The organism is Pseudomonas sp. B13(2017) (genome assembly GCF_002113245.1).
GTDB classification, from domain to species: domain Bacteria; phylum Pseudomonadota; class Gammaproteobacteria; order Pseudomonadales; family Pseudomonadaceae; genus Aquipseudomonas; species Aquipseudomonas putida_Z.
Genome location: NZ_NEJX01000002.1, coordinates 1 through 12,900 on the forward strand (window position 1 = coordinate 1; position 12,900 = coordinate 12,900).

The following is a 12,900-nucleotide window of genomic DNA, read 5'->3' on the forward strand; positions in this document are numbered from 1 at the left end:
CTTTTACAGCCGCCTGGGCCGCTGGCATGAAACCCGCACGCATGTGCGCAATGTCATCCAGCAGGAACAACTGCCCAATGGCCTGCTGGCGCTGACGCTACCCGACCCGGTCGGCATGGTCATGGAGCTCAACGCGCAACGCACTGGCTGGGTGCAAGCCCTGCAGGAATGGCGGGCGCAGCCGCAGCGGCACTTCGAATACTTCACCTCGCAAGCACTACTGGGCATCCGCGAATTGCACGCTGCCATGGCGGCCGTGCAGGGTGCCGAGGACGCGCAGCGGGAAGCCCGGCAGGTCGAGCAGTGGAACGACAGCCCGATCGCGGCCAAGGCGTATCTGCCGCCGGTGGACATCGACGCGCAGACCGAACGCAACATCGCGCGCAAACAGCAGGATGCCCGCGAGCGGCTGGAAGAGCGTTACGACGAAAGCGCCCGCGCCGCGTTCCAGGCCGATTACGACCGCGAACTGAAAAACTGGCAGTCGATGATCGACCAGGTTGGCGATCTGTATGCGCGGCACTATGCCAAGCGGGCGTTTCAGCAGATCGGCTACTACGACTATGACGCGACCTCCCCCGTTTCGGTGGAGTACTTCATCCAGATGATGGCCGCCTGCCTGGCCGGCGGGCCCACTGAAACCCTGCCGCAGGAGGGTCAGCCGCTCGGGATCACCCAGCATATCTGGCAGCAGCTGCTGGAAGACGACCGCAGCCTGCTTTACCAGGCACTGCTGGCCAAGAACCAGAAGCTGATGCAGCAGGTGGCCAACGCGCTGTCCGGGGACGACTTCGGCAAGGTGTACGACATCATCAAGGGCATCGCCGGTACCGCCGATGGCCAGCTGCTGATGATCAAGCCGATACAGGATGCCGTTGGCCAGTTGCTGGCCGCGACCAACAGCGCCGGGAATGCGCTCAGCCAGCACCTGAGTGAACGGACCAAGACCCTGATCGGCCATGTGCATCGCTCGGCGTTTGCCCTGTTCGCCGGGCAGCAGGTGACGCCGCTGCGGGTGTCGCTGACAGTGGGCGAATACATGAGCCTGCTCAATGAAGCCCTGGAAGCGCGGACCGATGCGTTTCTGCAGCAGGTAGACAAGCAGTTCCGTGATCCCCTGGGCCGCAAGGTGCGAGCCATGGTGCTCAGTGGCGCGATCAATATTGCGGCAGCGGGTAACCGTAGCCAGATGATCGAGGTGATGCTCTGGACGTTGGAAAGTGCTGAAAGTTTACAGGCGCGGCTGGTGCAGTTGCGCGAAGGTGCAGCCGGTGGCGTCGGGGCGCTGGTACGCAATATTGCGATTGGTGCGGGTACGCTGCGTGCGCAGGTTACGGGTGGTTTGAAGATCAGTTCTACGGCCGCGCAAAGCGTGGCAAGCGATGCGATGCGCAGCCTGCGGGATGCTGCAGCGAGTAACGAAAGCGTGAAGCTGCTGTTTGCCTTGGGGGGCATATGGTTCCAGCAGGACAGCCTGGGCAAGAACTATCGGGCGTTGCAGGAGATGCATCAGAACAATCCGGAGGCGCTTGCGGCGATCTGGTCTTCATCGCTTGGGTTGTTGGGAGTGAGTGTCGAAGCGGCAGGGCTTGCTGTCACACTTGTACGACCGAAGATACCGTGGCCCGGAACGGTAACCACAGCCTTACTAGGAAAGAACCTAGCCAAGTATGGCGGCGCCATCGCTGCACTCGCCAATGCCATGGATGCAGTGCAATACGTGAATGCGCTCGCCAGAACTAATAACCAAGGGGACAGCACCTCTGCAAACCAGTACGCTCGCGCGGCCGTGCTTGCTACAGTTTCCACTGTCTCTGGTATTTACTCGGCATTATTCGCAAGTTCGCTACTCGGTCCCTTAGGCTTTACGATCATCCTTGGTCTGGCAGCCTATACGCTGGCGATGGATGCCAAAAATCAAGAATCTTCACTATTAGAGCTTTGGTCCCGACACAGTAGATGGGGAACACCAGAGGAACATCGTCGCTGGATGAATCCACAAGATCTGGATACCGCAATTGGCTCACTGAACGCGGCAGCCTTGGGAGTTCAAGCGCAGGCTTCAATTGAGACAAGATTTCAACCAACTCACAGTACGTACACGCTAGACCAAACAAAAGCCTTCATCAGCGATGACGCTGCTGTCGCGGCAGGTTTTTATCTCGATTTGTACATAAGCTTGCCAAATTTCAGCACTGAAGACGCACAGTACAAATGGCAACTGACTGTGTACCCAGCAGGGCAAAATCGACTGCCTTTTTATCTCTCCGGTAATAGTTCACATCCAAAAGTAGTCGAATACGTGCCCGAAGAAACCCAAAAAACCTTTGCTAGCCCTGAAAGCGTCAGCGAACGAATAATTTTTAAAACCACCGATAAGACCCTGCACATCAGCACTTCAATTCCACTACTGGAAAACCATTGCACAAAAGCTATTGAGCTAACGCTCACTTATTGGCCCAACAAGCATGACATGTCAGGTTATGCAAAAGTGACAATGAGAGAAAACAATCTGTCCTCGCTAAGGAGTCTATTCTAATGGCCCGCCCGCACCTTAACCCGCCATGTACAGGATGGATAGAGGACCTACCCCATCCTGACATTCCCATTGCGACCGAAGCCAGCCTGGGCAATCAATCCCCTAACCATCAGGATCTTATCTACCTTGAAGTACCCAGACCCCTCGGTTGGGCAAGAGAAGTAATGGCTTTACTTTCGCTTCCAACTATCGCCATCACCACCCCTCTGCTCAGTTTCATAAACTCCAACTTGGAGCAGAGAGACTTCGAATCCGTGCTAGTTGACATATTAATACTTGCATGCGGAGTATGGGCATCCGTATTTTGCCTTCGAGCAAGCATATCCCCACCCCGAGATGAACCCCTTCGCTTCAACCGAGTACGTAAAAAATTGTATGCGTACAATTTCAAGTACTGCTGGTGGAACCCCTTCACGAACTGGAAAGTAGAAACAGTTTGCTACGACTGGTCCCAAGTCCGCGCCGAGCGCTGGTCCCAGACCGGCGCACTGCCAAACGGTGGGTTAATTTTCAAATCGGGTGTCACACTCTCCATCGTTGCACCTGGCACAAACAATGTCATCGACCGTTTTCCTCTGGTTACGATGGGTGCCGACCAGCATGCCTGGGCCTACATCTGCACCTACATGCAGGAAGGCCCCTCAGCCCTGCCACCACCCGCCCCCCCCAAGGATCACAACGATGTGCTCTGGTGTGAGTTCGCCCTGCGCCTGGCACCCCGAGTAGAGTGGCCAGCGGAAATGGATCTGGAGTCGAGAACCGCCCCCTGAGCTTACTGTCTTGCGCTGCTTGCTCTGGCCCCATCGCCGGCATGCCAGCTCTCATTGAACTGCACATGACTCATTGAATTAGCAGGGACTCTGTGGGAGCGGCTTCAGCCGCGAACACCGGCGCAGCCGGTGCCATGCACCGCGTTGGATTCTTCGCGGCTAAAGCCGCTCCCACAGGGTACGCGGGCCGCTTGCGAATTCAGTTTTCTACGCGACAGCGCAGCCCATAGGGCTGGGCAATCTCTCTTGGACTGCACATGACTCATTGAATTAGCAGGGACCCTGTGGGAGCGGGCATGCCCGCGAACACCGGCGCAGCCGGTGCCATGCATCGCGCTGGATTCTTCGCGGGCACGCCCGCTCCCACAGGGGTTACATGGTCGGCGCCACCAACCTGTACCCCACCCCTGGCTCGGTGATGATGAACCGCGGCGCCGTGGGGTCATCGCCCAGCTTCTGCCGCAGATGCCCGACCACGATCCGCAGGTAATGGGTGTCGTCCACATGGGTAGGCCCCCAGATATCCTTGAGCAGTTGCTGCTGGGTAATCACCCGCCCCGGGTGCCCGGCCAGTTGCGCCAGCAGCGCATACTCCTTGCGGGTCAGCGCCACTTCCACGCCATCCAGGGTCACCCGGCGAAAGGCAAAGTCCACCATCAGCGGCCCAAAACTGGCCGCCACTTCCGAGCCACCGGCCTGCGGCACCTGGCGCAGCAAGGCGCGCACCCGCGCCAGAAACTCCTGGATGCCGAACGGCTTGGTCACATAGTCGTTGGCGCCACCATCCAGCGCATCGACCTTCTGCACTTCGCTGGCGCGCACCGACAACACCAGCACCGGCACCGCGCTCCACTCGCGCAGGTCACGCAGTACCTGCTGGCCGTCCATGTCCGGAAGGCCCAGGTCAAGCACCACCAGGTCCGGCTTGCCCAACGCCGCCTGGGCCAGCCCTTCCGCGCCGGTGGCGGCCTCGAGCACCTTGTAGCCTTGCGAGGCCAGGCTGATACGCAGGAACTTGCGGATCTGCGGTTCATCGTCGATGACCAGAAGGGTGGCGGACTGACTCATGGGGTTTCGCTTTCGGTTTCAGGTTGAGGAGGCAGCGGCAAGCATAAAGTGATGCTGGTGCCCTGGCCATCGATGCCTTCGCCCACCAGGATCTGCCCGCCATGGGCGCCGATCATGCCCTGGCAGATCGCCAGGCCCAGGCCGGTGCCCTGCCCGCCGCGGTCGCCGCGAGCGGCGGTGTAGAACATGTCGAAGATCTTCTCGCGATCATCCACGGGAATGCCGGGGCCCTGGTCGCTGACGGCAAAGCACAACAGGGCATCCTGCACCGACACCTGCAGCTCCAGCCGGCCATTGGCTGGCGAGAAGCGCGCGGCATTTTCCAGCACGTTGACCAGCGCCTGCTCGATCAACGCCGCATGCACGAACAGCAACGGCAGCTCGGCCGGCACATCGGTGTGTACCCGCAGCGGCGCCAGCACCGCGCGCAGGCGGTTGAGCGCGCTGCCGACGATGTCGGCCGGGGCCACCCAGTCGCGGGCCAGCTTGAGGCCGCCGTGGCCCAGGCGGGTCATGTCGAGCAGGTTCTGGATGTAGCGGTCGAGGCGTTCGGCCTCGTTGCGGGTACCTTCCAGCAGTTCGCGGCGGTCGGCGGTGGGGATCGCCTCGCCCAACGCCAGCAGGCTGTCGATGCTGCCGCGCATGGCGGTCAGCGGGGTGCGCAAGTCATGAGAAACGGACGCGAGCAAGGCGCTGCGCAGCTGCTCGGTTTCGCCATGCAGGCGCGCGGCCTCCAGCTGTTCGGCCAGGCGCGCGCGGGCCAGGGCCTGGGCCAGTGGCTGACCAAGGGCAGTGAGCAGGCGCCGGCGCGGGTCGCTGAGCGGCTGGCCGGAACGTGGGCGCACACCGAGCAATGCCAAGGGCTGCTCATCCACCGCCAGCGGCCACCACCACCAGCGGCCATTGGGCAGGGTGTCGCTGCCATGACCGGCGGCCTGGCCGTGCTGCCAGGCCCATTCTGCGGCGGCGCGTTCGTTATCGCTGAAGGCATGGGCTTCGCCGCTGGCCACCTGCAACTGGCCTTCGACATTGCGCTCCAGCAGGCACACCTGCATGTCCTGCCAACCGTCCAGGTGCTGGCCGGCGGCGTTGAACACCGCCTGGCGGTCGGTGGCCACGGTCAGCCGGCGCGACAGGTCGAGCAACTGGTTGGTCTGCGCCTGGGTCTCGCGCAGCGCCTGCAACTGGCGGCGCTGGCGCGCAGCCAGGTTGCCGGTGAGTGCAGCCATCAACAGGAAGAACACCAAGGTCAGCACGTCTTCTTCGCGCTGGATCCTGAACGACAGATTGGGCGGGATGAACAGGAAGTCGTAGGTCAGGAACGACAGCACCGCGCAGGCCAGCGCAGGCCCCAGGCTGCTGCGCACCGCCACCAGCAACACCGCGGCCAGGAACACCAGCGAGATGTTGGGCAGGGCCAGCACACTCGACACCGCCCAGGCCAGGCCCGCGGCCATGACCGTGGCCAGCAGCGCCAGCAGGTAATGGCGCCAGACCCACACCCGCCGCACCGCCGAACGCGGCGCTTGCGGCTGCGCGTCGCGGTCCAGCACGTTGATTTCCAGGCCGTGGCTTTCGCGCAGCAGCCGCGCGGCCACACCGGCACCGAACAGGCGCCGGCGCAGGCGGTCGCGGGACTGCCCGACCAGCACCAGGCTGGCCCGCCGTTCGGCGGCATGCTGGATCAGCGTGCGCACCACTTCACCGGCACGCAGCAGTACCACCTCCCCGCCCAGGCGTTCGGCCAGTTGCTGGGCAGCTTGCAGGCGCTGGCGCGCGGTTTCGTCGCGCAGGCGGCCGTTGTCCACGTGCACCAGGCTCCAGGGCAGGTGGCGGCGTTGCGCCACGCGGCTGGCATGGCGCACCAAACGTTCCGCCTGGTCGTCGCCATCCACGCCCACCAGCAAGCGCCCACGCAGGGCCGGGGCTTCCTGGCCGCGTTGGCGATAGCCGTGGGCCAGGTCGGCATCCACCTGGGCGGCGGCGGTCTGCATGGCCAGCTCGCGCAGGGCGGTAAGGTTGGTTTGCGAGAAGAACGCATCGATGGCGGCCCGCGCCTGCTCGGGCACGTACACCTTGCCTTCGCGCAGGCGTTCGAGCAGCTCCCGGGGTGGCAGGTCGATCAGCACCAGCTCGAAGGCTTCCTGCAGTACCCAGTCCGGCAGGGTTTCGCGCACTTGCACGCCGGTAATGTCGCGGACCTTGTCGTTGAGGCTTTCCAGGTGCTGGACGTTGACCGTGGTGTACACATCGATGCCGGCGGCCAGCAGTTCCTGTACGTCCTGCCAGCGTTTGGCGTGGCGGCTGCCGGGCGCATTGGTGTGGGCCAGTTCGTCGACCAGCACCAGGGCCGGCGCGGCCTTGAGCAGGCCGTCGAGGTCCATTTCCTCAAGGGTGACGCCGCGGTACTGGCTGCGCAGCAGGGGTTGCTGCTGAAGGCCTCCGAGCAATACCTCGGTTTCTGCACGGCCATGGGTTTCGACCACACCGGCCAGCACCTGCACGCCCTGGCGTTGCTGGGCGTGGGCGGCCTGGAGCATGGCGAAGGTCTTGCCGACGCCGGGGGCGGCGCCAAGGAACACCTTCAACCGCCCCCGGTCACTTCGCGGGAGGGTAGCCAACAGCGCGTCTGCGCGGGCGGAGTCACTCATCTTTCATCCTTTGGTGTGGCGGCGTCCTGCAGCCTCTTTTGGGCCTGCTTTGCAGGCCTTCGCGGGCTTGCCCGCTCCCACAGGGTGATCGCAATACTCGGAAGCTGCGCTGTACCTGTGGGAGCGGGCAAGCCCGCGAAGGGCCGCAAAGCGGCCCCGATATCAGTGGCCCAGATGCTCAAGTGCCTGGTTCAAGGCCAGCACATTGACCACCGGCGGGCCGATCAATGGGTGGAGGGTGGCCTCTTCCAGCAAGCCTTGCAAGCGCTCCACCGGCAACTGCCGTGCCGCCGCCACCCGCGGGATCTGGTAGGCCACGGCCTCCGGCGGCAGGTGCGGGTCGAGGCCGCTGCCCGAGGTGGTGAGCAGCGCCTGGGGCACCGGCCCCTGCTGCGCCTGGTACAACGCAGCCGCATCGCCCTTGACCCGCTCGGCCAGCGCCGGGTTGCTCGGCGACAGGTTGCTGGCGCCGCTGGCCACGGTGGCATAGGCGCCTGCCGATGGCCGCGCGTGGAACCAGCCATCGCCCTGGAAATCCTGGGCGATCAGCGCCGAACCGCGCACCTGGCCCCGGTCATCGCGCACCAGGCTGCCATTGGCCTGGCTGGGGAAAACCACCTGGGCAATACCGGTCACCGCCAACGGATACAGCGCGCCGGTCACCAGGGTCATCAACAGGGCCAGGCTCAATGCCGGGCGTACATAAGCATTCATGGTGGCCTCCTCAGACCAGGTGCAGGACATTGAGCAGCAGGTCGATCAGCTTGATCCCGGCAAACGGCACGACAATGCCACCCAGCCCATAGATCAGCAGGTTGCGCCGCAGCAGGTGTGCCGCGCTGGCCGCCTGCACCCGCACGCCGCGCAGCGCCAGCGGGATCAGCACGATGATGATCAGCGCGTTGAACACGATGGCCGACAGAATCGCACTCTGCGGGCTGGCCAAATGCATCAGGTTGAGCACGCCCAGCTGCGGGTAGATGGCGGCGAACAGCGCCGGCAGGATGGCGAAGTACTTGGCCACATCGTTGGCGATGGAGAAGGTGGTCAACGCGCCGCGGGTCACCAGCAGCTCCTTGCCGACCTGCACCACAGCCAGCAACTTGGTCGGGTCGCTGTCCAGGTCGACCATGTTGGCCGCCTCGCGCGCGGCCTGGGTGCCGTCGTTCATGGCCATGCCCACGTCTGCCTGGGCCAGGGCCGGGGCGTCGTTGGCGCCGTCGCCGCACATGGCCACCAGGCGGCCGTCGTTCTGCTCCTGGCGGATGCGCGCCAGCTTCTTCTCTGGCGTGGCCTCGGCCAGCACGTCATCCACGCCGGCCTCGGCAGCGATGGCGGCGGCGGTCAGCGGGTTGTCGCCGGTCACCATCACCGTGCGGATGCCCAGCTTGCGCAGCTCGGCAAAGCGCTCGCGGATGCCGGGCTTGACCACGTCCTTGAGGTGGATCACGCCGAGCAGGCGCTTGTCGATGCACACCAGCAGCGGTGTACCGCCGCTCTGGGCAATGCGCTCCACTTCACGGGCCAGCGCCTGGGGCATTTCCAGGCGTTGCATGCCAACGAACGCCAGCACGGCGTCGACGGCGCCCTTGCGGTAGCGGTGCTGCTGCAGGTCGATGCCCGACAGGCGCGTCTCGGCGCTGAACGCCACCGCCTCGAACTGCCCGGCGGCCGGTTCTACGAAGTCATGCAACTGGCGCAGGTACTCGACGATCGACTTGCCCTCGGCGGTGTCGTCCGCCAGCGAGGCCAGCAAGGCGCCCTCCCCCAGCTCGCGGGCGGTGATACCCGGTGCGGCGTGCAGCGCGCTGCAGCGGCGGTTGCCAAAGGTGATGGTGCCAGTCTTGTCGAGCATCAGCGTATGCACGTCACCGGCCGCCTCCACCGCGCGGCCGGAACGGGCGATGACGTTCAGCCGCACCAGCCGGTCCATGCCGGCAATGCCGATGGCCGACAGCAGGCCGCCGATGGTGGTGGGGATCAGCGTCACCAGCAATGCGGCCAGGAAGATCAGCGGCAGGCTGCCACCGACGAAGCGGGCGAACGGCTGCAGGGTCACCACCACGATCAGGAAGATCAGGGTCAGGCCGATCAGCAGGATGTCGAGGGCGATCTCGTTCGGGGTCTTCTGCCGCTTGGCGCCTTCGACCAGGGCAATCATGCGGTCGAGGGTCGATTCGCCCGGGTTGCTGGTGATGCGGATCAACAACCAGTCGGAGACCAGCCGGGTATTGCCGGTCACCGCCGAGCGGTCGCCGCCGGACTCGCGGATAACCGGCGCGGACTCGCCGGTAATGGCGGCCTCGTTGACCGCAGCGATACCTTCGAGCACCTCGCCGTCACCGGGGATCATTTCGCCGGCCACCACGCGCACCACATCGTCCTTGCGCAGCGCGCTGGCCGCGACGGTCTCGTAGCTGCCATCGCGCTTGCGACGCTGGGCGGTCAGGCCCTGGCTGCCGGCCTTGAGGCTGTCGGCGCGGGCCTTGCCACGGCCTTCGGCAAGGGCCTCGGCGAAGTTGGCGAACAGCACGGTGAACCACAGCCACAGGGCGATCTGCACGGCAACGCCGGTGCTCACGCCGCTGCCGGGGGCGAAGCACAGGACGGTGGTCAGCACAGCAGTCAGGGCGACTACCAGCATCACCGGCGAGCGCTTGAGCTGGCGCGGGTCGAGCTTGACGAATGCTTGCACCAGAGCAGGGCGCCACAACGCAGCGAAGCGGGTCTGGTCCTTGGCACTATGCCGAGCTTGTACTTCAGGAATGGGCATGTTCATGGTCGGTCCTCAAAAACCCAGGCTCAAGTGTTCGGCAATCGGCCCAAGGGCCAGGGTCGGCAGGAATGTCAGGCCACCGACCAGCAGGATGGTGACCAGCAGCAGGCCGGTGAACAGCGGGCCATGGGTGGGGAAGCTGTTCAGCCCCTGGGGCGCGCTTTTCTTCGCCGCCAGGCAGCCGGCCAGCGCCAGCACCGGCAGGATGTAGCCGAAGCGGCCGACAAGCATGGCCAGGCCGATCATCAGGTTGTGGAACACCGTGTTGGCACCGAAGCCGGCAAAGGCCGAGCCGTTGTTGGCCGTGCCCGAGGTGTAGGCGTACAGCAGTTGGCTGAAGCCATGCGCACCCGGGTTGCTGACCGCACCCGCCGGGCCCGGCAGACTGGCGGCGATGGCGCCGAGCACCAGCACGCCGACCGGCATCACCAGCAGGGTCGCCACCAGCAACTGCACCTCGCGGGCCTGCAGCTTCTTGCCCAGGTATTCCGGGGTGCGGCCGATCATCAGCCCGGCCAGGAACACCGCGATCAGCACGAACAGCAGCATGCCGTACAGCCCTGCACCAACGCCGCCAAAGATCACCTCACCGACCATCATGTTGACCATCGCCACCATGCCGGTCAGCGGGTTGAGGCTGTCGTGCATGGCATTGACCGAACCGTTGGAGGCGGAGGTGGTAGTCACTGTCCACAGCACCGAACCGGTGGTGCCGAAGCGGCTTTCCTTGCCCTCCATGGGCGCGCTTTGCTGTACCTGCGCGCCCTCGAGGGCCGGGTTGGGCTGGTACTCGGACCACAACGCCGTGCTGCCGCCGATCAGGAACAGGGCGAGCATGCAGGCGAGGATGGCGCGGCTCTGGCGCAGGTCCTTCACGTAGTGACCAAAGGTGAACACCAGCGCCACCGGAATGAGGATGATCGAAGCCACCTCGAACAGGTTGCTCCAGGCCGTGGGGTTTTCGAACGGGTGCGCCGAGTTCACTCCGAAGAAGCCACCGCCGTTGGTACCTAGCTGCTTGATGGCGATCTGGCTGGCGGCCGGGCCCAGCGGGATGGTCTGCTCGGTGCCTTGCAGGGTGACCGCGTGGGCGTAGTCGGCCAAGGTTTGCGGTACGCCCTGCCATACCAGCAACAACGCCAGCAGCAGGCACAGCGGCAGCAGGCCGTAGAGGGTGGCGCGGGTCATGTCGACCCAGAAGTTGCCCAGCGTCGTGGCGCTGCGCCGGGCGATGCCGCGGCACAGGGCGACCAGCACGGCCAGGCCGGTGGCAGCGCTGACGAAGTTCTGCACGGTCAGGCCGAGCATCTGGCTCAGGTAGCTGACCGACGCCTCACCACTGTAGGCCTGCCAGTTGGTGTTGGTGACGAAGCTGACCGCGGTGTTGAACGCCAGCGACCATTCCTGGCCGGGCAGATGCTGCGGGTTGAATGGCAGGTAGCCCTGCAACAGCAGCACGGCGAACAGCAGCAGGAACCCGGCCAGGTTGAAGGCCAGCAGGGCCAGGGTGTACTGCTGCCAGCTCTGCTCCTGGCTGGCGCGCACGCCCGCCAGCCGGTAGCAGGCCTGCTCGACCGGGCCCAGCACCGGCGACAGCCAGGTGCGCTGGCCTTCCATGACCTTGAAGTAGAACCGCCCGAGCCAGGGTGCCGGTAGCAGCACGATGGCGAAAAATGCCAACAGCAAGGCGAAGTCGTAACTGTGCATGGCCGCTCCCTAGCTGCGATCGGCGCGCAGCAGCGCCACCAGCAGATAAAACGCCAATGCCACTGCCAGCAGCAGTGACAGCCCGTCGAGCATGTTCATGTGTGGTTCTCCCCGTGGTGCGGCTTGGGCCGCTTTGGGGAAATTGTCCGAGCGAGGGGCGTAAAGGGGCGAGATTGGGGGGTGGGGATGGGAATAAAGAAGGTGTAAAGATCAGCGGTTTGTGGCGGCCTCTTCGCGGGCTCGCCCGCTCCCACAGGGACTCCACAAGGCTCAAGGCCTTTGCTGTACCTGTGGGAGCGGGCAAGCCCGCGAAGAGGCCGGCATAAACTTACCGCTGGGGCGGCTGCTGCACCGCGTTGCGGCTCCAGTCCAACAGCAGGCTGTACCCGACCGCCAGCAAGGTCGGCCCGATGAACAGGCCAATGAAGCCAAAGGCGATCAAACCGCCAAATACCCCCAGCAGCACGATCACCAGCGGCAGGTTGCCGCCACGGCTGATCAGGTACGGTTTGAGCACGTTGTCCACGCCACTGATGATGAAGGTACCCCAAACCCCCAGGAACACCGCCATGCCGTATTCGCCCTTCCATACCAGCCAGCCCGTGGCCGGGATCCAGGCCAGTGGCGGGCCCATGGGGATCAGGCTGAGCATGAAGGTCACCAGCCCCAGCACGATGGCCCCGGGCACACCGGCAATCAGGAAGCCGATCAACGCCAGCACGCCCTGCGCGGCGGCCGTACCGATCACCCCGTTGACCACCCGCTGCACCGTACCGGCCACCAGCTCCAGGTAGTACTCGGCACGGTCGCCCATCAAGCGGTGCAGCAAGCGCAGGACGAACGCCGCCAAGCGCGGGCCGTCGCGATAGAAGAAGAACACGAATACCAGGCTGAGGGTCAGCTCCAGCACGCCGCTGCCGATCTGCGCGCTGCGCGCCAGCAACCAGTTGCCCACCTGCCCCAGATGCGGCTTGACCGAGGCCAGCAAGGCCGCGCCCTGCTGGTCCAGCGATTGCCACCAGCTGACCAGGCGCTCGCCAACCAACGGGATGCCACCCAGCCAGGCCGGGGCATCGGGCAGGCCGTCCACCTGCACGTCACGCACGAACGCCGTCGCATCGCGAATGTGATCGGCCAGGTTGAACCCCAGCCACACCAGCGGCAGCGCCACGATCAGGATCCAGGCAGTGGTCAGCAGGCTGGCCGCCAGGGTTTCGCGCCCGCCCAGCGCACGCGTCAGCAAGCGCATCAACGGCCAGCTGGCAAAGGCCAGGATGGCGCCCCACAACAGCGCTGAAATGAAAGGTGCCATCACCCACAGGCCGGCACCCAGCAGCGCCAGCAGCAGAATCTGGACCAGCAAGCGGTCATTGTTAGCCATGGTGGTGC

Annotated in this window: 9 protein-coding genes; 2 read left to right on the plus strand and 7 right to left on the minus strand. The window is 64.6% G+C overall.

The window, feature by feature from the left end:
- Together CAG44_RS03235 and CAG44_RS29255 are read left to right on the plus strand one after the other, a co-directional pair.
- Window positions 1-2,539, plus strand: a 2,539-nt coding sequence (locus CAG44_RS03235; RefSeq protein WP_085691575.1) for a T6SS effector BTH_I2691 family protein, incomplete at its 5' end; no start/stop codon positions are given.
- Between the two features lie 164 nt (window positions 2,540-2,703).
- Window positions 2,704-3,309, plus strand: a complete 606-nt coding sequence (locus CAG44_RS29255; protein ID WP_371858062.1) for a DUF6708 domain-containing protein — start codon at window positions 2,704-2,706, stop codon at window positions 3,307-3,309.
- Window positions 3,310-3,681: 372 nt separating this feature from the next.
- Here CAG44_RS29255 and CAG44_RS03245 read toward each other — a convergent pair whose 3' ends face one another.
- The 7 genes from CAG44_RS03245 to CAG44_RS03275 form a co-directional block, all read right to left on the minus strand.
- On the minus strand, window positions 3,682-4,377 hold the full coding sequence (locus CAG44_RS03245; protein ID WP_013973414.1) for a response regulator: 696 nt from the start codon (window positions 4,375-4,377) through the stop codon (window positions 3,682-3,684).
- Entirely contained in the window at window positions 4,374-7,028 is a 2,655-nt protein-coding gene (locus CAG44_RS03250; protein WP_085691576.1) for a sensor histidine kinase KdpD, read from the minus strand. The genes CAG44_RS03245 and CAG44_RS03250 overlap by 4 nt, the downstream gene beginning before the upstream one ends.
- Before the next feature lie 162 nt (window positions 7,029-7,190).
- Window positions 7,191-7,742: a potassium-transporting ATPase subunit KdpC gene (gene kdpC, locus CAG44_RS03255; protein WP_085691577.1), complete on the minus strand. Its 552-nt coding sequence runs from the start codon at window positions 7,740-7,742 to the stop codon at window positions 7,191-7,193.
- 10 nt (window positions 7,743-7,752) lie between these two features.
- Complete coding sequence (gene kdpB, locus CAG44_RS03260; protein WP_085691578.1) at window positions 7,753-9,807, minus strand: potassium-transporting ATPase subunit KdpB; 2,055 nt, start codon at window positions 9,805-9,807, stop codon at window positions 7,753-7,755.
- Between the two features lie 9 nt (window positions 9,808-9,816).
- Window positions 9,817-11,511 carry a potassium-transporting ATPase subunit KdpA gene (kdpA, locus tag CAG44_RS03265; protein WP_085691579.1) on the minus strand — a complete coding sequence of 565 codons (1,695 nt, stop codon included), beginning with the start codon at window positions 11,509-11,511 and terminating at the stop codon, window positions 9,817-9,819.
- 9 nt (window positions 11,512-11,520) lie between these two features.
- Window positions 11,521-11,610, minus strand: coding sequence for a K(+)-transporting ATPase subunit F (gene kdpF, locus CAG44_RS03270; protein ID WP_003251485.1), 90 nt, complete (start codon window positions 11,608-11,610; stop codon window positions 11,521-11,523).
- 229 nt (window positions 11,611-11,839) lie between these two features.
- The gene (locus CAG44_RS03275) at window positions 11,840-12,892 is read right to left on the minus strand and encodes an AI-2E family transporter (RefSeq protein ID WP_085691580.1); all 1,053 of its coding nucleotides are present in this window, start codon (window positions 12,890-12,892) and stop codon (window positions 11,840-11,842) included.
- Window positions 12,893-12,900 lie beyond the last annotated feature (8 nt).